Here is a 20,524-nt window from a genome sequence, read left to right as displayed (position 1 = left end):
TCTCCTTTTGTTTAATATCCTTTATATTCAGGGGAACGTTTTGCAAGAAATGCCTGAACCCCTTCTACATAGTCTTCTGTTCCCCCGGCAATCTCCTGTCCGTAAGCTTCATAATCCAGCATGTTACTCAAGTTCGTTTCAAAGCTTTTTTGCATGTAGCGTTTAATTAAGCCGATAGCTTTTGTTGGCATATTAGCTAACCGTTCAGCAAAAGCAGCTGTTTCTTTTTCCAATTCATTAGGCTTGACAACTTTTGTCACAATACCAAGCCTTTTCGCTTCATCAGCCTTTAGCTTCTCTCCTAAAATGGCTAACTCCAATGCCTTGGCTAGACCGACAATCCGTGGCAGATAATATAAATTTCCGGAATCAGGAATCAAACCGATATGGATAAATGCCTCCATAAAGGAAGCCTTTTCTGATGCGATTCGAAAGTCACATGCAAGTGCCAGACTAAACCCAGCGCCTGCTGCAGCACCGTTTACCGAGGCTACAACCGGCTTTTCTACTTGTGCAAGCTTCTCCATCATTGGCTTATAGCGAGATTTAATAATTTCTCCCAAGTTCATATCTGCTTGTAAACTGCTTATATCTTCACCGGAGCAGAATGCTTTTCCTGCACCGGTAATAACAAGTACACGAACTTGATTATTATTTTCTACTTTTTTCAACACATCGATGATTTCCTGATTCATCGTATTCGTAAACGCATTCAATTTTTCAGGTCGGTTCAATGTCAGCCAGCCAACCTTATCCTTTATTTCATAACGAATCGTTTCATACATTTGTCGCATCCCCCTATTTCCCTTTGAAATGAGGTGATCGTTTTTCCATAAAAGCCTGCATACCTTCTTTTTGATCCTCTGAAGCAAAAAGTAAATAGAAATTTTTCCGTTCATATTGCATTGCTTCATATATGGGCAAGTCTTCTGCCTTTTCAACCGTGTCTTTGATTAACCGTAGGGATAAAGCAGGCTGCTTTACCAAGTTTTTAGCAAAAGCGATTGTCTCCTGCAAAAGAAGTTCATCTGGAACAACCTGATTAACGATACCCCAATGCTTTGCTTCTTCTGCTTTAAGTTGATTTCCAGTCCAAAGAAATTCCAGTGCCTTTCTTTTTCCCATCAGCTTGGTTAATTTTACAGTTCCGCCAGCGCTTGGCATGACGCCAAGCTGAACTTCCGGAAATCTAAACTTACTGCTTGCTGCAGCAAATACTATATCGGCACATAATGCGAGCTCAAATCCACCACCAAGGACAAATCCCTGAACAGCTGCTATAACAGGCTTTTTAATTAATGATATTTTGTCCCAGTCAGCAAATTGATTTTTCATCTCCATGGAAATCGCATTTTCTTCCGCCATTTCCTTAATGTCTGCTCCAGCAGCAAATGACCTGCCAGCGCCAGATAGGACAATAACTTTTACTTGTTCTAACTGATCAAAATTCCGTAAAGCAGCTAAAATCTCTACTACCATGGATCGATTGATGGCGTTTAAAACTTCCGGGCGTTGCAACTCTAATTTTCCAATCCCATTGTCAGTCCAAGCCTTAATAAATTGATAGTTATTCAACTTCTTCACCGATCATCATGGTAACCAAGTCGCCTGCAAATGACATCAGGTCTTTTCCAGAGGCTTTTGCTTCTTTGGTTTTCATCGCAGCTTTTAATGATTCATGATCGTCGTAAAACATTTCGCATAACAGATAATACTTACTTTCTCCTGTAGGCGAACCAACAATTTTCGTAACCTCCATCTTACGTAACCCAGGTATCTTCTTTGTAATCGGCGTATGAACATTCTGATAGTGCTCATCAAAAGCAGCTTTGTCCTCCGGCTGTTTATAAAGTGCAATTAACTTAACCATTATTTTTCCACCCTTTCGAATAAATTGAATTTTCATCAGTAAAGTTTTCTTTTATCTCTCACTGATGATTAGATGAACCAATCGGGCATTTACTTGCAGTTAGATCCTCCCACCTAACCTCCTAGGTTTTTCTTCGTAGCATGGAAGTGGAGGTCTTACTGCAAGTTACATGCGGGATAAAGTGAATCTTCATTCAGTAGGAATTTTCTTCATCTCCTACTGAATGTTAGTTGAACGAATCGGGCATTTAGTTGCCATCTTCTAACGCTTAAACCCTTTTGTACCAGCTCAGGTGCTTAAAGCGGGAGGATTACGGCACCTTATATGCGGGATAAATTAGCGATTGGCTTCATTGCTTCAAATGGATTTTTACATTGATTACAATAAAGAATGCTTCGGCATGCTGTTGGTCCGAAAATATTCTCCATTGTTGTGTACATGGAATTACAATAAGGGCATGCAATTCTCCAAGATTCACCTGCAGTATACTGTGCTGGCGGTGGAGAAATCCCATTCCGTTTTAACTTTTCTTTTCCCTCCTCGCTGATTCGATCCGTTGTCCACGGAGGATGAAAGCTAAATATAACTTCAATCATAAGGTCATTATTCCATTCGTTTAATAATTTTTTTGCCTTTTCTTTCACATCGGCTTTAATCATGTCTAATGCCGGACAACCGCTAAATGTTGGCAATAGCGTCACTTGAACAAAATCATCATCTTGAATCGTTATATCCTCGAGCATCCCCAGTTCAACAATATTAATAAATGGCATTTCTGGATCTGTCACTTGCTGCAGTACGCGACGTACTTCATCCTTTAGATGTGAATTTTTCATCTTAATCATCCCTCATCTCACCTTTGTTACCAGGAAACTGCTTCTTTGTCACCTCCGTATACTTCATTTAACACTTTCAATGCCTCCGTAAGATCATCCGTATGCTCTCCATTACGTCCATTTCCACTTTCCATTCCTGGTGGTTCTTCTATCTTGAACTTCAACTTTTGAAATACGTTTTCCATTTTATCGAGCCATGCCTTTCGTAAATCAGCTTCACTGCAAATCAATTTCCGCTTATTCATTTCCGCACTGTACATGCCTATTGAAATCACTCCCGCAAACTCTTTCCAACATCGTAGAACCGCTTGTTCCATCCGTTCACGTGCTTCCTTGGTACTCGACATTAACTGCATAAACCAAGTTTCCCAATGCATGAAATGATAATAGTGTTCGGACAAAATTTTCACAGCAGTTTGCTTTAGTGGTTCATAGCTTGATTGCGTAAGTGCTTCTAAACGAACTTGTTTGAAAACACTAAAGAGAAAATTCCGAGCGACGGTAAAAGCCCAATCATAATCAGGATTCTCCAGATAGTGACCGGAACCATTTTTTAATTCAAGCAAAATGGCATTGCGAAAGTTTTGTGGTTTTCTGGAGTGCGAGAGATCATCCATATTTCCTGCCCCGATTTCTTCAAGTAAGCTGTAATACATTACCGCATGCCCCATCATATCTTGATTAATGGAAGAAAAGGCAACATCTTCTTCAATATGCGGTGCCAATCCAAGCCATTCCGATCCGCGATAGGCGAGAATGAAGTTGTCATCAGCAAACTGATAAAGCAACTCACATAAAATAAACTCATCTCGTTGCAATTTCCTTACCCCTCCTCCGTGTTTACACTTTGTTTTAATTCTTTCCATTTCTTAGGGAGATTTATATACCCTCGAGTTTCCCGGTAAGCCTTGTTATCTAGTAGCTGAAATGCTTCACGTTCTTCTTGTGTCATCTTTCTGATTTCTTTCCGATTTACAACCCATAATTCTTTCAGAGACTCACGACGAAAAAAATTTTCTTTCGCCATAACATAAGCCATTTCCTTATTAGGTGCCGTTAAACTAAAGCGATGCTCTAATGGCAGCCCATCCCTTTTTCGACTAAACACTTCAAATTCCTCATAAAATTCGCTTCCACTCATTGTTGCTTCCCTCCATCATGCTCTCGATCTATCACTTCAACGCACAATTTTTTGGCTATGATGCACGACTTTCATACTTTGGTGCACAACTTTTTAGTTGCGATGCGCGACTTTCACACTTTGGCGCACCTCTTTTAGCTGCGATGCGCGATTTTCTCGCTTTGGAGCACAGCTTTTTGGCTATGTTGCGCAACTTTTCGCTTTAACACTCAATTTTTTGAATGCGATACGCGGCTTTCCTGCTTTGGCGCACCTCTTTTAGCTTTTATCCAACAAGTTCGCTTCGATTTTCTTTATATGTTTTTAATGCATCACGCACCCATTGGCTGTTTTGATAAGAATTCTTTCGTAATGCGATTCTTGCGTCCGACTCCGGTCCATTTCCTGACACAATCCTTTTAAAATTCTGCCAATCAGGTTCCGTATAATGCCACTCTTGGGTACTTTCATCAAAGTACAGATTTTCATCAGGGATGGTTAACCCAAGTAGATCCATTTTTGGTACGTACTTTGTCAAGAACTCCTGTCTTAATTGCTCATTTGTTTTCGTTCTAAGTTTATATTTTAAGTTAATATCAACATTTGAGTGACCAGTTTCTTTTTTAGACTTTGGTCCGAAAAAGGTGAGTAACGATTCCCACCAGCGATCAAGCGCTCCTTGCAACATGTCCTTTTGTTTTTGCGTTCCGCTTGCCAATGCCAATGTTAAGCTTTCGCCATGCTTTGCATGAAACGATTCTTCCTGACAAATTCGTTTTAGCGCTCTCCCGTATGGACCGTAGGATGTATGTAACATCATCGTCTGTGATAAAATGGCAGCCCCATCAACAAGCCAAGCAATAATAGCGGCATCCCCCCAAGACGGCGCAGGCATATGGAAGACGTTATGAAACTTAAGCTTTTTTGTAAATAAATCTTGCATCATATTTTCTCTTGTTTTGTTAAATGGTTTGATTAAATCTTCTGCTACTCGCAAAAGTAATTGACCATGCCCCATTTCGTCCTGAACCTTAGCCATAATTGCTAATTTTCGATGCAAAGTAGGTGCTTTTGGTACCCATTCTTTTTCAGGCAGTGCACCCATAATTTCACTCATACCATGCATGGAAATTAACCGGATTAATGCCTTCCTATATTCGTCCGGCATCCAATCTCCCGCTTCAATTTTTTCATTATTTTCAATTCGCTCCATGAAGTGCTCATATTTTTCATCTGCTGTTAACTGATGGAATGGAATTGTTCTCATACCCTGCAACTCCTCCGTTTTTATTATTCATACTTTCATTTTGGTATCTCTAACAATGCGGATGGCTTTTCCTCCTGACCTTGGAATTGATCCTGGATGTTCAATGTTAATATCTACACTAATTAAACACTTACTTTTTAACTGCTGAAACACCTTATTAGCAAGCGCTTTTATTGTTTCATGCTCTAAATTTCTGTTTAAATTATTGTAGATACTTTCGTTGATTTCTACTTTCAATATGACTTTATCTAGTGCTCCTTGATTAACGACATAGAGTTGATAATGTGGTACTAGCTCCTCTAATTCTAATAGCGCACTTTCCACTTCAGAAGGGTAAACATTCACCCCACGAATGATGAGCATATCATCAATTCTTCCTTTAACCCGCGACATCCTTGTTGTTGTTCTCCCGCATATACAAGTTTCCGAAGTAATGGAGGCTATATCCCCAGTACGATAGCGGATGATTGGAAATGCTTCTTTTGTCAAACTGGTGAAAACGAGCTCTCCCTCCTCCCCTTCTGCTACAGGTTCTAATGTATCTGGATCAATTACCTCAATAAAAAAATGATCATCTGCGACATGCAATCCACATTGTGCTTCCAGACATTCAAAGGAAATTCCGGGTCCCATCACTTCACTCAATCCATAAATATCCATGGCCTTGATTCCTAATCTTTTTTCCAATTCTTTACGCATTTCTTCTGACCAAGGTTCTGCACCAAAGATACCGTATTTTAAACTAGTATCACGCGCATCTTTGCCTAATTGCTCCATTTTGTCAGCGATATTCAAGATATAAGAAGGTGTACCAACAATAACGGTCGGTTTAAAATCCTCTATTAATAATATTTGCCTCTCTGTATTCCCTCCTGAAACGGGAACTGTCGCCATTCCTAGTTTTTCTGAGCCATAATGTAAACCGAGTCCTCCGGTAAACAGCCCATAACCGAACGTATTCTGCAGAACACTGTCTGGTTCTCCTCCACATGCAGCAATTGCTCTTGCAACGATTTCCGCCCATACTTCCAAATCATTTCTTGTATAGCCTACAACAGTTGGTTTTCCACTAGTACCACTGGACGCATGAATTCTCTCTACTTGACTTATAGGCAGTGCGAATAAATCAAACGGATAGTTATCCCTAAGATCTTTTTTCTGTGTAAATGGTAGCTTACGAATATCTTCTAAAGATTGAATATCATTAGGTTTTACATTTAGTTCCGTAAATTTTTTTTGATAAAAAGGAGTTTTGTTATATACGGTTCGAACGGTTTGTTGAAGTCTTGATAATTGAATTTTTTCCATTCCTTGTTTCGAAAGCGTTTCCATTATTTTATTAAAAAACATGGTTTCACCTACCTATCATTGTATTAAAGCAAACACTTTATAAAAAACTAGACAGGGAAAAAATCTCTATTCATTTCAATGTACTCCTTCTCTTCGTCAGGAACATCTTCTTCTGCATATATAGCTTGAACCGGACAAGCTGTTTCACACGCGGCACAATCAATACAGATATCGGGGTCTATGTAATACATGTTTTTTCCCGAATGAATAGCATCTACCGGACATACTTCTACGCATTCAGCTGATTTTTCATGTAAGCAAGGGGAGGTGATTACAAATGCCACTCTTTGATTTCTCCTTTCTTAACTGTGTACTTTCTCCCATTTTTCAAAAAGTGTAGTACTATGCTGCGGTTGTTGCCTAGCGTTTGGATCTATATAGGTTTTTGCACTACTAATGGCGGTAGCAGCATCGCCAAATCCTGAAGCTATTAACTTCACTTTTCCAAAAAAGGTCACAACATCGCCAGCAGCATAAATACCTCGGATATTTGTATTCATTGCCGAGTCTACTTTAATGGAGTTTTTCGCAAATTCTAAACCCCATTTCTTTATCGGACCTAAAGAAGAGATAAAACCATAAGACACAATTAATTCATCTAATGATAATTTAATTTTCTCCGTTCCTTTTACCTTTTGAAGAATGATTTCCTCTATCTGCTCTTCTCCATAAATTTCCTGTAATTGAAAAGGTGTGAAAATTTCAACCCTCGATGCATAAAGGTTCGCGACACTATGTTCATGTGCTCGAAATTGCTCCCTACGATGTATGACCGTAACACTTTTCGCGATTGGTTCAATCATCATTGCCCAATCTACCGCTGAATCTCCACCTCCTAAAATACAGACATCTTTACCCTTATAACGTTTGATGTCTTGAACAAAGTAGTGTAAGTTTTTTCCTTCATACGCAAGTGCGTTAGCTAGTTTTATACGGCGTGGTTCAAACGCCCCAATACCTGCCGTAATAAGAATGGTTTTTGAATAATGCACCTCCTTATCTGTAGTGAGCTGAAAGTGTTCACTATTTATTTTCACTACTTTTTCAACAGTTTGATTAAGTACCACAGTTGGGGAAAATTGCATTGCTTGCTCTGTAAGCTGATCAATTAAATCCTGAGCTTTCACTTTTGGATAGGCAGCAACATCATAAATATATTTCTCTGGATATAGTGCAGACAACTGTCCTCCTAAATGCGGCAAACTTTCAATAATTTTCACCTTCATCTGCCGCATTCCACCATAAAAAGCAGCAAATAAGCCTACTGGTCCACCTCCAATAATCGTAATATCGTAAATGGATTTATCATTCAAACTAACACCTCCATTCATATACTATTTTATGAAACGACTAATTATATAACGTTTTATAAACGACATATTAAATTATGTTATACAAATATTATCACCACGGCCACAAATTTGTCAATACTTAAATTTATAAATATTGCGAAAACAATAACCATAAACTTAAACTACTATTAAAAACAAAGAAAAATCCCCTCATCTCAGTGGGGATTGTCTAAACCATAAATTATTTATTTTTTTCGGATTCCATCAGTCAAAACAAAACGTAATAAGTGTGAAAAATAGATACGTATATTATTTACAAACATTACTGGAAAATATTTATTTTATTTTCAATTAACCTTAGGTTGTCCATAATCCTTAAAGCGTTCCACCATCATCGTCATTTCTTCATCTGATAAGATGACTGGATTCCCGATTGCTTTTGCTTGCCAGTACAAGCGGGCACAAAATTCCAACTGCTCTGTAATTGCATAAGCTTCTGCAAGAGAACTGCCCACTACATTGATTCCATGGTTGGCTAATAATACTGCTTTTCTATCTTTCATTGCTTCCAGCGCATTCTCAGCTAATTCGTTTGTGCCGTATGTTGCGTAATTAGCACAACGGATATTTTTTCCTCCACCATGAGCAACAAGATAATCAATAGCCGGTAAATCAACATTCAAGCAAGAAATCGTTGTGGAATACAAAGCATGCGTATGAATCATAGCAACTGCATCATATCTATTTTTATAGACAATGGAATGCATTTGATGTTCACTGGATGGTCTTAGCTCCCCCTCAACCACATTACCATATAAATCCATAATGATGACATCTTCCTCAGTTAAATTATGATATTCAATCCCGCTTGGTGTAATTCCCATAAGCCCTGACTCTTTATCAAAAATACTAATATTTCCTCCGGTTCCAACGGTTAGCCTAGAATCGATTAATTTCTTTCCATATTCAACAATTTGTTTTCTCTCTTCTTTTAAATATTTCATCAGTAAACCCTCCGTTGTAATTATTATTCGTGAATGTTCAAAAAGTAGTAGTTAATGACCTAAACAAATTTCCTCATACATTAGAATGTATAAAATATAGTACTGAAGTTAAGAGCGCAGTAGAAAATTCAATCCCTCAAGTAAAGCACCGCAATTTCTCTTCCTCTAATGATGTTGAAATTGAAAGGCGAAGTGCTGAGATACCTGAGCTAACATTGGTTCAGATAACAGGGACATATCGTACGAAAGAAAAAGTTTTTCTAGTACGTTAATTCTTAGCTGATCTCATATCCATTGTCCTCTTTTTGAATATCATTATTGATTAATTATTATTTATTTTCCGACTTACTAAATTGCTCTTTCTCGTATTCTTTCTGAATTAATTCCTTATACGATCTTGCCTTATGAGGATACCATTTTCTGTATTTACTTTGAGCTATGATTGCCAAAATTAGAGCTAACATAGTAGAAATCATCCATTTCGTGAACACGGAAATGAGCAGACATAATGCCGAAAGAAAAATACATAAATGAAGAAAAAGCTTTTCCTTATTCATCTACGTTATAATTCAGCTCTTTATTTTCAATCTTACAAATGCCTAACTTATCAAACAGTAACGCTTTTTCGGCAATGTATGCATTGTATTCCAGACGCCCCAGATTATCATAAGCTTTTATTAAATTTGTATCTGTTATTAACACCCCATGCTTATTCAATAAAATGGCGTTAATTACAGATTCTAAGGCTTTATTCTCCAAATAATGTTTCACTTTTTCAGCTAATTCTCTCGAAGTTGCAGGAGCAAAATCCAGACATGGAATATTCCCAAATTTTTGCGTAGCTTCTGTTAAATTGGGCATATCTATCCCCATCGTTGCAAAAAACATTGATTGAAGTGCATGTGCATGGAGTACACAGCCAATCTCTCGATTATGTTTATAGCATGCCATATGCATATTAATTTCTCTTGTAATTCTGCCATCACCTTCAACTATATTTTCATCCATATCAACCACTAAAACTTGGTACGGAGATATATCACAATGGTATTTTTGCGACATATGGGTTGGTGTCATAATAATATGTTGATCATTTATCCTGACACTAACATTTCCCCCAGCTGTGTTCGTCTCATATCGAGAGAACATTTTTTTCACAATCTCAGCCAACTGTTCTCTTTCCTCTTGATATAACAATGTTATCGCCACCTTATAGTTGAGTGATTTTTACTTGTTGCTTTAACTCCATTGCCGTCTTCACATCAAACGTTGAACTATCCTTGTTCATCACTTTACTTGCAGCACAACCACTAGCCAGCTTTACTATTTCTTCTATCGAAAGCTGATTCGCCAGCCCAGCTAAAAAGGCACCAACAAAGCAATCCCCAGCACCAGTATCGTTTACTTCTTTTACCTTTGGTGGAATGACACGATAGATCTTTCTATCATACCCACAGTAGCTGCCTTTTTCGCCTAACGAAGTAACTACATAATCAATGTCTTGGTTTAGTCTTTTTACTGTATCGAATAAACTTTCATGAAAAGCTTTTAGCTGATTTAATTCAAATTCATTTGGTTTAATAAAATCTACCTTCATTTTGACAGCTAATTTAATTGCCTCACCAGATAAGTCACAAGCAATAAAGTGAATCTTCAATCCGTAGGGTTTTCTTTCATCCCACACTGATTGTTAGATGAACGAATCGGGCATTTAGGTGATGTTATCTCCCATTTAGATTTGTTCCGTACACTCCAACCCTTAAAGTGGGAGTCTTACAGCACCTTACATGCGGGATAAAACAACCAATTTCTTTTAAAATACGTAATAATTGTCTTAAATTATCGATTGTGAAATTAGTTGGTAATGAACCGGCGATTAATACCATATCTTCCGCTTTCACTCTAGCTTTTATCCTTTCAAAAAGTCGCTTTATATCAGCTTCTTCTACATGAAATCCTTTTTCTGTCAACATGATAGAGCCGGCTGAGACTTGCTCCGGTTCTATATGATATAGCATTCCCTGGTGGTTCTACCATCTATAATCGTGAAGTCATGTTCCATGTTTTTTTCACTTAAAATCTGTTTAAACTTATCTATATTCTGACTCCCTGCATATCCTAGAGCTAGGTTTTTTACTCCTAATTTCGACATAACGTAAGAAGCATGGGTTCCTTTTCCGCCAATATCATAAGAAACTTCCGTAATTCGATTGCTTTTTCTTCTTTCCAATTTTTCATTCAAGTATAATAATCGATCAATAGCTGGATTTAATGTTAATGTATAAAGTGAAACTTCATTCAAGATTCTTCATCTCCTGTTGAATGTTAGTACCACAAGGGTATGACCTGAAGGTCTTTGAACGATTCGAGAATTTAGGTGGGGTTATCTCCCACTTAAGCTTCTTCCTATTCTTTGGCTACCAAGACTTACGGCATCTTATATTCAGGATAAAGCATTTCATCACCGACTATTTTTCTACCTTTAGTTCTTCCGTCCGTTTTAACATTTCTTTCCGGTACAGGATAAATCCTAACGCCCATACAACAGCCAATCCAATTCCTACCATGCTGAAACTCCCAAGCTCCGTTAAAATATATCTAAATGCAGGGTATTCAACCGTACTCCAGGTGATTTGCTGACCTGCTTCTAATTCAACCGCTTTTGTTGAATGTGCTAGGTTTGTCATAATATCGGCAAAATACGTTGCGGCATATAGGAATACTGGCGTGGTAATCGTACAGATCACCAGCATTCGTAACAAATTACCACCGGTTACAATTAATGCCGGTACAGCAAGCCCAATATTTAGAATTCCCGCAAATGGAAGTACTGCATTTCCTGGTAATATAAAGGCAAAGAATAACGTAATCGGAACCAGAATCGTCATAACAACCCATGCTTCACTTGATCCAGCTAATATCGGCCAATCAAGTCCAATAAATATTTCCCGATCTTTAAAGCGTTTTTTCATATAATCATTAATGGCTTCTGATAACGGGGATAGCGCTTGCATAAATAATTTAGCTACCATTGGGAATAACGTTAATGCGGCAGCTGCTTGCATCGACAAAATTAGTGAATCAGCTACTGAATAGCCTGCTGCTAAGCCCAAAAGAAACCCGATAATAAAACCCATTACATGATTTTCAGCAAAAATACCAATTTTATCTTTTAATGCACTTGCATCCATTTCTCTATTAAATACTTTAAATTTTCTTAAGAGCCAATCAATCGGCATTAATAATGTACCAATTAAGAAAAAGTTATGGGAACTTGTAACACCTGGAATATTTGTTAACGTCTCGATCTGTTTTTGATTCAAATCAGCAAATACCAATTCAAGTACAACTACAATTGCTGAACCAATGAGAGCGATATACATGCTTCCGGTTACACCATAAATAAGTACAGCTGTGAAAATTTTTCCCCATACATTCCATAAGTCGACATTCAATGTCTTTGTTTTATTTAATAGAAGCATCACTCCATTAATGACGAGCTGAATAGGAAACAGTAGAAAAGCATATGGCCAAGCCCAGGATAATGAAGCAGCAGTTGTCCAACCACCATCAACAGCTGTTAATTCAATGCCTGTTCGCTCTGCTAAAGCTTGAGCCGCTGGTGTTAAAGCATCAAGCATAAAGCCAATCACAAGGTTCATTCCTAAAAAGGCGACTCCTAAAGTAATTGCTGCACTTAAAGCATTTTTAAATTTCATTTTTACAAATATTCCAATTAACAACATAACTGCAGGAACAAATACAGAAGCACCTAAATCTAAAATATATGAAAATATTGTTTTTAGCAGGTCCATGATTTTCCCCCCCTAATAATAGATAAATAGTTATCATAGCTTGACTGGGCAATTTAGATTACTTTTCGTAATATAGATTACCCAGTGGCAAAGAAGTACAATTTACTTTAGTGCATCGAGTAGTTTTTGTGTTTCTTCTTCCATTCCCATACCGGTCAAGAAAGCTATTCCATTTAGAGTAGGAATATCATATTCTTTTGTATTTTTTGTGATTGAAATATAAACATCACTCGTTTTTATATATTGATCTAATGACTTAATATCAACTGCTTCTACACTTGCACGAACACCATTTTCTTCAAGTATTGATTTCACTTTCGATGCTACTGTTTGACTTGTAGCTACACCTGAACCACAGGCTACAATTACTTTTTTCATTCATCTTCACTCCTAAATTGTTTTTGTAGTATTGCCAGCAATTCTTCTTCGGATGTAATAGAATGAAACGTGTTCACAAATTGCTCATCCTTGAACTTATCTATAATTAATGAAAGTAGCCCAACTTGTTTTGACGGCTCTTTTATTCCAAGCATAAATATGATATTTATATCAAGCCATGTATCTGTCGTCGCCATTTGTAAAAATCGCAATGGCTGATTTAGTTTAACAACGTATATAAATGGCTTTTTAATATGTTTTGTATCTGTATGCGGAATTGCCAATTGTACCTTTTCCGTAGACAGGCCTGTTGGAAACTCTTTTTCTCTTTCCATAATCGCTTGTTTAAAGGAAGTCTCTGCGTAACCGTTATCTATTAAATCATTACTAAGTACTTCAAACATTTCATGTGTTGAATTAAATTCAGCATGTAGTTTAATTAATTCCTTCTGAAACAAATTTGCAAAATTCATCTTCTGCTCCTCCTAGCCTGTTAAGAATGCTCTGGATGGTGAATATATTTTCTTCCTTCATCATTTGATACATGACGTTTTTATCCATAAACAGATTATTTAGTTTAATTAAAGTTGGTACATGATCATTTTCAACAGAAGGAGCTAAGGCTACAACAATCTTTACTTCTTCCCCATTAGGTGTAAAAGCTGGTTTCTTTAAAACGACGATTTGAAAATCCATTTTCTTTACCCCAAACTTAGCAGCCACATGAGGCAAATAAACATTTTCAGCAATCAACATTCGATCATAATTGCTATAAAAAACGTTCTTTGTTTTATTTATATAATGTTGTGTAATACTGTTTCTTCTAAAAAGAGGAAACATTGAAATATCAACGAGTTCTTCCCAATCGATGCTTTCTTTTAGGATACTTATATGATCAATGGAAAATTTAAATTGGTCTGATCCATTATCTGTTTGTACTTCTGAAGCATGTTGCTTTGCTAACATACAACATACTTTCCTTGAAACAACATCGATGTATTGACTTGGAATATATGGCTGAATGACCTTCATAAGTGATCGTACTAACGGATCGCTGTTGTTTCTCATCTCACCTTGAACTCGATTTCTTAAATCTATCCGAGTTTGGCTATCCAATATTGGCGGAACAATAAACGTTGCTCTTTTATCGTTGATTGGAACTGTTGTGAAGATAAAATCAACTTCTTCCCCATCTTGCTCAAACTGTCTTACTGAATATGCACCAATAAAGTCTATTTCTGGAAACATAGCTTGCAATGTAACTAATAATAATTTAGAAATAGATGTTCCACTTTGGCATAGCACTACTGCTTTGAATATAGTTTCCGTTTCCTCTGCTTCATAAATCCAACTTAAAACGATCATACACAGATAAACAATTTCTTCTTTAGACAGCTCTCTGTGAATAATATCCTGAAAGGGCTTAACCGATTTTTTGACCACACAGTAAATTTCATGATATTGATCCAAAAATTCTCGTGTCAATGGATTATTGATTTGAAAACCGAGTAAACTTCGGTAGATGGCAGGTCTCATATGAAGCAGCACTTTATTCTTTAATTCATTTCTTCGATGCATATGCATCGCAAATTTGCTTCAATATTATCAATAAATTTATCCGTAGCTTCTGATACTTCATCACCATCTGTAATAGCAAGTGCTGACTCTACCATATTAGAAGCTAGAACTTGTAAGGATAAATAGAGCAAATCACTTTGCGTTAAAAAATCATAATCCCAAAACATTTGCCGAATTTCAGGAAACTCGACCGTATTTTTAATATCATATTTTTCTATTTTAAAAGACCACTTCGTATCTAGCTTCTTCGCTCGCTTTATAACAAAATGGATAATATACGGTAGTTCATCTAATTGTTCATCGGTTAATGTTATACCGATCCTGCTTTCTACTCTTTCCAGTCTTTTTCGTAATCGGAATATTTTTGAACTGTCTACCAGGTTTTTCTCTTCTAACAATATTCTTCCTGCTAAAGAACAAAGTACATCTTTTACTGCTGTTACCAGCAAATTCCGTATGGCAAACTCTGAACCTTTCATAACATATCCATGTTTTCGAGAATAGTCTACATCAATCTCTTTTTGCTCTAAATCCTGCTTAATTAATTTCATATCATTTAGTATCGTGTTTTTACTAACTAAACATATATCTGCTAATTCTAATAAGGATAAATATTTTTTCTCTACAGCCAATACAATAATGATTAAATTGTATCGAGTCTCAAATTCATGATGACTAAATAATTTTCCTTTTTCTCGAAAAATTTTCTTATAGCAAAGCATCTTAGCCGCTTCCGTCATGTAAACTGCTTGATCACTCGAAATAATAACATCCTTACTAAAGGAATTGTTAATCTTGTTAATCGTTTCTCTGACCTCAAGCTTGGTTAATTGAAACTCAATCATTAACTCTTGAATTTGGACATTATCTTTTAGTATCAGATGTTTTATGATTCTTGTTTTATCGCCTCCCATCACTTCACCTCCTTACCTTCATTAAGATCGTAACATAGGAAATACGACTATTTTCAACAATCTATCACAAAATAAATAAAGCGCTTTAATTGGATTGTGATGAACTTTATATGAAACAAATAATTACAAGTGGTTTTTTCATAAAGAATACACTACTGCTACATGATTTTTTAAAATGTATGAGTATTTCTTCGCTATATGACAAAACGCCTGTCTAGGCTGTAAACATACAATAACCGCATACCTTAAATGGATATGTGGCTATCTTAGTTTAGCTCTTCAAATCTCTAGAACTAGAATTATGTCTTTTATTTGTTCGCTCAATTATGTTCAACTCAGGTGATCAGGATTAACAAGAAAGCTTGTATTATACGTTGGTAAAACTCTGACCATAAATAACTTTTCAACAGTTACTTCTGTCTATCTATATTGCTTTTATAACTCTTTATAAAGAAGGGGATATAAATAAAATAGATTTTATGAGGACAAAAAACATAAACGTTAGTGTAACTGCGTTTGAATTGGAGAGATTTTAGAAAAACTTGGCTTGCCGCCAAGTCTTATGGCGGAAGCCTTTGTTTTTCTTATACTATAAACCAAAAAAATCTTATACTTTCCTATAGTGGAACAAAGGCTCGGGGCGCCCGTTTAGCAACGTAGCGAATGGAACGAATCAACTAAAGATATAGGAATCATGCCACTAAAACTGGGGTATGCCGACGTCTGGGCGGCAAGCCCGCTTTTAGTCGGCCTTCCTCTTAGAGACGAACCGATGATGACTTATCGTAGGGCGCATTTCTATAGTCGCCTAGTTGCTGGGCTCATGTGCCAGACGTGGCTAGTCGGTTATTTCGTTATCCACAAGCACCTCATTTTATCGTTTCCTATACAACGAGGAACAAACTCTCGCTCGCTGTGTTCCCTTTACTAAATAAAGGGCATCTAAACCAGTCCCTACCAGCTCGCTAGCACCTTAACACTTACTGGACTTGTATTATACTTTCATCAACTAGCAATCAAAACCTTGGTGCAAAACGTTACAAATAAAAAAGCGTCAACATAGCTAATCAAAGCCTATTTGACGTTCATTCTGCTAATCTCCCATTTCAGCATATTCTTTTCTACCGCTATTCGACTCATTCCCACTTTTTCAAGTACTTTAATAGATGGTAAGTTCGTAACGAAACATTCTGCAATGACTTTGTCTACATACGAAGATGCGAATGCCCACTTTACCAGTGCTTCAACAGCTTCCGTTGCATACCCTTGATTACGAGCGGAATCTATGATCCCATAACCAATTTCTACCTTGCGCTCCAAATTAGGCTTACCTTTAAATCCAGCATCTCCTACCATTTGATTATTCGCTTTATCCGATATGAACCATGGCCCCCATCCTAATTGGAGCGGGTCTTTTTTCAACTCCATCAGATGCTGCTGCACATGAGCAAGCTCGTGCCCTAATTTAGATTCTTCATCTGAACAAGGAATTAATGACAACCTTTTGGTTTGAATTTTTAAATTTCCCTCCATGTAACGAGTCCCTCTTCTTCGTAAATTTTTAAATCCTTTAAAAGAGCAGTTGTACCACATTATCCATTAGATAATCTGACTTTTCCTTAGATAATTGCTCTCTATTATGACTTCCACATGTGAATTCACAGGAAAAAATCCCAGTAGCTTGAGCCATTTGTAAGTCAAATTAGCATCTCTTACCATAATGGTGCCAGTCTTTTTTATAAGATAAGAAACCACCATGGCTCGCCAAGAGCGCAAGCCACCATCTATGATGAAAAATTTTGCTTTATAATGTTAGATTCTTGAAATACTACCTAAAATAAATAAGTTATATAATGGTAAATAGCGTTTTTTTCATACAAAAGCATAAAATGAGTGGGGCACATTGCATTCGGTATTCAAGGAAAGTTCCGAATTATTGATTTGGTTGATACTTATTACTACCCGGAAGCTGTTTGATTTTATTCCATGCTTCAACAGCATCTTCACGACCTTTGCCCTGGTTAGTCGGATCTGCAAAAAAATCACGAATAAATTGATTATATTCAAATTGTGGGGCAATGTTCTTCTTGTACGCAGGATCTTTCTTCCGTTCTTCTTCCTCATACCACTCTTGGACAACATCACGATATGTTTTACCAACATTTTGTTTCAAATAGTTTTGAATATGAGTGGAAAAATGAAAGCCCGGGATTACTGTCTTAAAAAACGCTCGTACATGCTGACCGCAGCGATGGTTTTCCGTGATTACTGTAGCTAAGCTTAATTCTTCTTTCGTTTCAGCTTTGCTATTTTTGTTAGATGTTCTAATTGGTTTTTTAATCTCCCCTGTACGAAGAAACTCTTCAACTCGGTCAGAGATTTCCAATTTTGAACCAGAAGCACTGATCCCATTTTCCCTGCAAAACGCTTGTAGTTCTTCTTTCAGCCAATAGAAATCTTTAAAAATTTGCACACTTAACTCCTTAGTTAGACTAGGTCTCATTTCTAGAATACCTCCATTCGATTACAATCATCTTAGAACAGACGTTCTTTTGCGTCAAGTTTTTTATTACTTTATAGAAGGAATGAGTAGAAACTTTCGACACAATAACCTGCCTTTATAGCTACATTTCCGAAAATAGGATTGACTTTATATGAGACTATGATATCCTTCAAGTGTAGTTGTAATAATTTCTACTAGGGGGGCCTTCATTGGCTGAGACAACGACCCTTAGAACCTGATCTGGTTAATACCAGCGGAGGGAAGTGGAAAACTACTTAACAATGCAATCTATTTCTGTGTTTACATGTAGCCAAGGTCCATGTTTATAGATAGATTGCTTTATTAAGTATATCCCTTTCTTCCTCGATCCAGTTCAAAAAACATGACTGAGGAGGAATTTTTTATGCAATTTACAGACACATTAAGAGAGGAAACTGCTAATAGCTGGGAGCAAAGTGTGAATCATCCATTTGTAAAAGGGATTGCAAAAGGGGATTTACCACTAGATATTTTCAAGTATTATATTCTTCAAGACATTTATTATTTGAAGCACTACGGAAAAGTACATGCTTTAGCTGCAACCTTAGCAGAGGATTTCCGAGTTACGGCGATGCTTGCAGAAAAAGCAAAAGGAACTGCACAAGCGGAGTTGACAGTGCATCAAGAACATGCAGAAATACTTCACATAACAGATAACGACTGGGAGAATTTCAAACCAGCACCGACTGCATATGCTTATACATCACACCTTTATCGTGCGGCAGCTTCTGGTAGTCTAGGGCAAGCCATCGCAGCAATGTTACCTTGTTACTGGCTTTATGCAGATATCGGAAAAACGTATGAAAATGAGAAACCAACTGAAAAAATTTATCAAAACTGGATTGCCACATATGCCAGTGACTGGTTTCAAGAATCGACCAATGAGCAAATTAATCTGCTGAATCAAATTGCTGATGAATCCAGTAAAAAGGAAAAGGAAAAAATGAAAGAACAATTCATTATCGCGAAAGAATATGAGCTTGCCTTCTGGGAAATGGCCTATACAAACGAGGAATGGTTCTCAGACAGACAATGGCATAGTCAATCCATGGCATAAGTGAAACGTCATTCAGCAGGGGTGGCGTGCTGCATGTTAGTACTATAAGCTTATAACCTAAAAAGCACTTACACGAGTCAGGTGCCATTATCTCTCCCAATTGAACTTATTTCTCCCGTCTTTTCCTCTAAAAGCGGGAGTCTTACAACATCTTAGATGCGTTATAATTCAACGTATGGGAGAGCGGTTATGCTTGACTGTTTTTTAAAAAAATGAATCAAAGCTTTGCTGAAAGGAAATATACAACTAATTAGTTAGTTTTAGGATAGAGCTTCCTATTGAGCATACGAACTTACCTTTCTGAATTGACTCGAATAATTAACTCCACTATAGTAAAAGAAAAGGGCGATCAAGACTGATAGCCCTTTTCGAGTTATTCTGGCATTATATCGATCTCGATCATTGCAAGAAAAATTACTTTAAAGAACGGTTTAGGCAAAGGAGGAATAAAATGAAAGTCCCTTCACTCCTCTTAAGAAAATTCCTTACTTCCTATGTGTTATCTATATTAACTGCTATCTTTTTTTCTATTCTTTACCTATTCCCAATCACCAAAGAGGATTCTAATTATTATTTAGCAGAGAATTTTTTAGGCTGGACCCTTGTTTACGGCGTTTATATTATACCTGTTCTATTGCTTTACGGTGGTCCCATTTCAATAGGATTGGAGTATATTTACCAGAGAGGCTTCTTCAAAAAAAGTTGGTTTTACAACTTCTTTCACGGCTTATTTGGAGCAATATTTGGATTGTTCTTCTTAAATACCCCCTTAGTTTTAATTGGGGTATTAATAGGTTCATCTTATGCTACCGTCGATCGTCTGCTCTCTCAAAGGATAATGAATAAAAAAACAATATGGATTAGCCTAGTATCCCCCATTGTCATATTAGTATTAATATGGGGAGGTTTTCAGTATGTTTCAGATCCACTCCCTCCATTTACTGCACAAGATGCTATCATATTGGCAACAGAAGGTGAAGAAACACTACAACCATTTCCTAAAAAAGAAGGCATCTCTAAAAGGGAAATTGATGGTTATTATATTACATATGAAACAAAAACAGAAAAGATGGATGATGAAACATATATCACTAGTTTTTCAGCAAAGTGGAGTAAAAATGGAAAGAGTGATTCGTCTCATATCGCTTATAAAGTAGAACGTAACTCTACAACATTATATCAATCAGATTGGAATTTTGATCATCCATATAATAACTAACTTGATTGTGTCACTATTTACATGTCAGTGCTTAAATGTGCTGGCTTCTTATTAGCCCTCGCGCTTTCTACAACATATGTGTTGCATATTCGAAGTCTACATCCAACATGAAAGAATTAAAACCATTGTATCCTAATAAAGTCAATCTTCAGTCAGAGGAGGGGTCTTTCATCCCCCTCTGATTGTTAGTACCGTAATGGTATGACGTAAACGCTCTGAACGTATCGAGCATTTAGATGCTGATATCCCCCACTTAGACTTGTTCCGTACACACAACCCTTG

General features: G+C 36.9%; 24 protein-coding genes and 1 riboswitch. Of the genes, 2 read left to right on the top strand and 22 right to left on the bottom strand.

Annotated features, from left to right (window positions below; all coding sequences use genetic code 11):
- Window positions 1-11 precede the first annotated feature (11 nt).
- From BKP57_RS16320 to BKP57_RS16215, 22 genes are all read right to left on the bottom strand, one after another.
- A complete protein-coding gene (locus BKP57_RS16320) occupies window positions 12-785 on the bottom strand; it encodes an enoyl-CoA hydratase-related protein (RefSeq protein ID WP_072741989.1) in 774 nt (257 codons plus the stop codon).
- Window positions 786-798: 13 nt separating this feature from the next.
- Window positions 799-1,575, bottom strand: a complete 777-nt coding sequence (locus tag BKP57_RS16315) for an enoyl-CoA hydratase/isomerase family protein (RefSeq protein ID WP_072741988.1) — start codon at window positions 1,573-1,575, stop codon at window positions 799-801.
- The gene (locus BKP57_RS16310; RefSeq protein ID WP_050351997.1) at window positions 1,568-1,870 is read right to left on the bottom strand and encodes an EthD family reductase; all 303 of its coding nucleotides are present in this window, start codon (window positions 1,868-1,870) and stop codon (window positions 1,568-1,570) included. The genes BKP57_RS16315 and BKP57_RS16310 overlap by 8 nt, the downstream gene beginning before the upstream one ends.
- Window positions 1,871-2,190: 320 nt before the next feature.
- On the bottom strand, window positions 2,191-2,706 hold the full coding sequence (paaD, locus tag BKP57_RS16305) for a 1,2-phenylacetyl-CoA epoxidase subunit PaaD (RefSeq protein WP_050353477.1): 516 nt from the start codon (window positions 2,704-2,706) through the stop codon (window positions 2,191-2,193).
- Between the two features lie 26 nt (window positions 2,707-2,732).
- Window positions 2,733-3,524 carry a 1,2-phenylacetyl-CoA epoxidase subunit PaaC gene (gene paaC / locus BKP57_RS16300; RefSeq protein ID WP_050351995.1) on the bottom strand — a complete coding sequence of 264 codons (792 nt, stop codon included), beginning with the start codon at window positions 3,522-3,524 and terminating at the stop codon, window positions 2,733-2,735.
- 5 nt (window positions 3,525-3,529) lie between these two features.
- Window positions 3,530-3,847, bottom strand: coding sequence for a 1,2-phenylacetyl-CoA epoxidase subunit PaaB (paaB, locus tag BKP57_RS16295; protein ID WP_050351994.1), 318 nt, complete (start codon window positions 3,845-3,847; stop codon window positions 3,530-3,532).
- Between the two features lie 265 nt (window positions 3,848-4,112).
- Entirely contained in the window at window positions 4,113-5,093 is a 981-nt protein-coding gene (gene paaA / locus BKP57_RS16290) for a 1,2-phenylacetyl-CoA epoxidase subunit PaaA (RefSeq protein ID WP_050351993.1), read from the bottom strand.
- Between the two features lie 27 nt (window positions 5,094-5,120).
- Window positions 5,121-6,443 carry a phenylacetate--CoA ligase family protein gene (locus BKP57_RS16285; RefSeq protein ID WP_072741986.1) on the bottom strand — a complete coding sequence of 441 codons (1,323 nt, stop codon included), beginning with the start codon at window positions 6,441-6,443 and terminating at the stop codon, window positions 5,121-5,123.
- A 47-nt stretch (window positions 6,444-6,490) separates the two neighbouring features.
- A complete protein-coding gene (locus BKP57_RS16280) occupies window positions 6,491-6,727 on the bottom strand; it encodes a ferredoxin family protein (RefSeq protein WP_050351991.1) in 237 nt (78 codons plus the stop codon).
- A gap of 18 nt (window positions 6,728-6,745) precedes the next feature.
- On the bottom strand, window positions 6,746-7,756 hold the full coding sequence (locus BKP57_RS16275) for an NAD(P)/FAD-dependent oxidoreductase (RefSeq protein WP_373314119.1): 1,011 nt from the start codon (window positions 7,754-7,756) through the stop codon (window positions 6,746-6,748).
- 326 nt (window positions 7,757-8,082) lie between these two features.
- Entirely contained in the window at window positions 8,083-8,739 is a 657-nt protein-coding gene (locus BKP57_RS16270; RefSeq protein WP_050351989.1) for an L-fuculose-phosphate aldolase, read from the bottom strand.
- Window positions 8,740-9,288: 549 nt separating this feature from the next.
- Window positions 9,289-9,936, bottom strand: a complete 648-nt coding sequence (locus BKP57_RS16260; RefSeq protein WP_072741985.1) for a class II aldolase/adducin family protein — start codon at window positions 9,934-9,936, stop codon at window positions 9,289-9,291.
- A gap of 13 nt (window positions 9,937-9,949) precedes the next feature.
- Window positions 9,950-10,396 carry a PfkB family carbohydrate kinase gene (locus BKP57_RS16255; protein WP_072741984.1) on the bottom strand — a complete coding sequence of 149 codons (447 nt, stop codon included), beginning with the start codon at window positions 10,394-10,396 and terminating at the stop codon, window positions 9,950-9,952.
- Window positions 10,397-10,460: 64 nt separating this feature from the next.
- Window positions 10,461-10,712, bottom strand: a complete 252-nt coding sequence (locus tag BKP57_RS16250; protein WP_156875362.1) for a hypothetical protein — start codon at window positions 10,710-10,712, stop codon at window positions 10,461-10,463.
- A gap of 29 nt (window positions 10,713-10,741) precedes the next feature.
- A complete protein-coding gene (locus BKP57_RS16245; protein ID WP_072741982.1) occupies window positions 10,742-11,041 on the bottom strand; it encodes a 1-phosphofructokinase family hexose kinase in 300 nt (99 codons plus the stop codon).
- 166 nt (window positions 11,042-11,207) lie between these two features.
- The gene (locus BKP57_RS16240) at window positions 11,208-12,554 is read right to left on the bottom strand and encodes a PTS galactitol transporter subunit IIC (RefSeq protein WP_050351985.1); all 1,347 of its coding nucleotides are present in this window, start codon (window positions 12,552-12,554) and stop codon (window positions 11,208-11,210) included.
- A gap of 102 nt (window positions 12,555-12,656) precedes the next feature.
- On the bottom strand, window positions 12,657-12,932 hold the full coding sequence (locus BKP57_RS16235; protein WP_050351984.1) for a PTS sugar transporter subunit IIB: 276 nt from the start codon (window positions 12,930-12,932) through the stop codon (window positions 12,657-12,659).
- A complete protein-coding gene (locus tag BKP57_RS16230; protein WP_050351983.1) occupies window positions 12,929-13,405 on the bottom strand; it encodes a PTS sugar transporter subunit IIA in 477 nt (158 codons plus the stop codon). Before BKP57_RS16230 ends, BKP57_RS16235 begins: the two co-directional genes overlap by 4 nt.
- Window positions 13,368-14,510: a BglG family transcription antiterminator gene (locus BKP57_RS16225; RefSeq protein ID WP_198035003.1), complete on the bottom strand. Its 1,143-nt coding sequence runs from the start codon at window positions 14,508-14,510 to the stop codon at window positions 13,368-13,370. Before BKP57_RS16225 ends, BKP57_RS16230 begins: the two co-directional genes overlap by 38 nt.
- Window positions 14,489-15,424 (bottom strand): helix-turn-helix domain-containing protein, encoded by a 936-nt coding sequence (locus BKP57_RS21770; RefSeq protein ID WP_083547305.1) that lies wholly within the window; start codon window positions 15,422-15,424, stop codon window positions 14,489-14,491. The genes BKP57_RS16225 and BKP57_RS21770 overlap by 22 nt, the downstream gene beginning before the upstream one ends.
- A 1,074-nt stretch (window positions 15,425-16,498) precedes the next feature.
- On the bottom strand, window positions 16,499-16,957 hold the full coding sequence (locus tag BKP57_RS16220) for a GNAT family N-acetyltransferase (protein WP_072741980.1): 459 nt from the start codon (window positions 16,955-16,957) through the stop codon (window positions 16,499-16,501).
- Window positions 16,958-17,357: 400 nt separating this feature from the next.
- On the bottom strand, window positions 17,358-17,927 hold the full coding sequence (locus BKP57_RS16215) for a DUF6434 domain-containing protein (protein WP_072741979.1): 570 nt from the start codon (window positions 17,925-17,927) through the stop codon (window positions 17,358-17,360).
- A gap of 186 nt (window positions 17,928-18,113) precedes the next feature.
- Window positions 18,114-18,206: riboswitch (TPP riboswitch) on the top strand.
- A 124-nt stretch (window positions 18,207-18,330) separates the two neighbouring features.
- Here BKP57_RS16215 and tenA point away from each other — a divergent pair.
- Together tenA and BKP57_RS16205 are read left to right on the top strand one after the other, a co-directional pair.
- Window positions 18,331-19,023, top strand: a complete 693-nt coding sequence (tenA, locus tag BKP57_RS16210) for a thiaminase II (protein WP_050351978.1) — start codon at window positions 18,331-18,333, stop codon at window positions 19,021-19,023.
- 451 nt (window positions 19,024-19,474) lie between these two features.
- Window positions 19,475-20,242, top strand: a complete 768-nt coding sequence (locus BKP57_RS16205; protein ID WP_072741978.1) for a hypothetical protein — start codon at window positions 19,475-19,477, stop codon at window positions 20,240-20,242.
- The last annotated feature ends 282 nt before the right edge of the window (window positions 20,243-20,524 follow it).

Source organism: Virgibacillus sp. 6R (genome assembly GCF_001895305.1).
GTDB lineage: Bacteria > Bacillota > Bacilli > Bacillales > Amphibacillaceae > Virgibacillus > Virgibacillus pantothenticus.
The sequence above is the reverse complement of the archived record's forward strand: the minus strand, read 5'-3'. Positions and strand labels throughout refer to the sequence as shown.

What these genes read in the sequence shown, in the direction of transcription:
- BKP57_RS16320 (WP_072741989.1), bottom strand. Translation starts at nt 785, where the DNA reads ATGTATGAAACGATTCGTTATGAAATAAAGGATAAGGTTGGCTGGCTG.
- BKP57_RS16310 (WP_050351997.1), bottom strand. Translation starts at nt 1,870, where the DNA reads ATGGTTAAGTTAATTGCACTTTATAAACAGCCGGAGGACAAAGCTGCT.
- paaD (WP_050353477.1), bottom strand. Translation starts at nt 2,706, where the DNA reads ATGAAAAATTCACATCTAAAGGATGAAGTACGTCGCGTACTGCAGCAA.
- paaB (WP_050351994.1), bottom strand. Translation starts at nt 3,847, where the DNA reads ATGAGTGGAAGCGAATTTTATGAGGAATTTGAAGTGTTTAGTCGAAAA.
- paaA (WP_050351993.1), bottom strand. Translation starts at nt 5,093, where the DNA reads ATGAGAACAATTCCATTCCATCAGTTAACAGCAGATGAAAAATATGAG.
- BKP57_RS16285 (WP_072741986.1), bottom strand. Translation starts at nt 6,443, where the DNA reads ATGTTTTTTAATAAAATAATGGAAACGCTTTCGAAACAAGGAATGGAA.
- BKP57_RS16270 (WP_050351989.1), bottom strand. Translation starts at nt 8,739, where the DNA reads ATGAAATATTTAAAAGAAGAGAGAAAACAAATTGTTGAATATGGAAAG.
- BKP57_RS16250 (WP_156875362.1), bottom strand. Translation starts at nt 10,712, where the DNA reads ATGTTGACAGAAAAAGGATTTCATGTAGAAGAAGCTGATATAAAGCGA.
- BKP57_RS16240 (WP_050351985.1), bottom strand. Translation starts at nt 12,554, where the DNA reads ATGGACCTGCTAAAAACAATATTTTCATATATTTTAGATTTAGGTGCT.
- BKP57_RS16235 (WP_050351984.1), bottom strand. Translation starts at nt 12,932, where the DNA reads ATGAAAAAAGTAATTGTAGCCTGTGGTTCAGGTGTAGCTACAAGTCAA.
- BKP57_RS16230 (WP_050351983.1), bottom strand. Translation starts at nt 13,405, where the DNA reads ATGAATTTTGCAAATTTGTTTCAGAAGGAATTAATTAAACTACATGCT.
- BKP57_RS16225 (WP_198035003.1), bottom strand. Translation starts at nt 14,510, where the DNA reads ATGCATCGAAGAAATGAATTAAAGAATAAAGTGCTGCTTCATATGAGA.
- BKP57_RS21770 (WP_083547305.1), bottom strand. Translation starts at nt 15,424, where the DNA reads ATGGGAGGCGATAAAACAAGAATCATAAAACATCTGATACTAAAAGAT.
- BKP57_RS16220 (WP_072741980.1), bottom strand. Translation starts at nt 16,957, where the DNA reads ATGGAGGGAAATTTAAAAATTCAAACCAAAAGGTTGTCATTAATTCCT.
- BKP57_RS16215 (WP_072741979.1), bottom strand. Translation starts at nt 17,927, where the DNA reads ATGAGACCTAGTCTAACTAAGGAGTTAAGTGTGCAAATTTTTAAAGAT.
- tenA (WP_050351978.1), top strand. Translation starts at nt 18,331, where the DNA reads ATGCAATTTACAGACACATTAAGAGAGGAAACTGCTAATAGCTGGGAG.
- BKP57_RS16205 (WP_072741978.1), top strand. Translation starts at nt 19,475, where the DNA reads ATGAAAGTCCCTTCACTCCTCTTAAGAAAATTCCTTACTTCCTATGTG.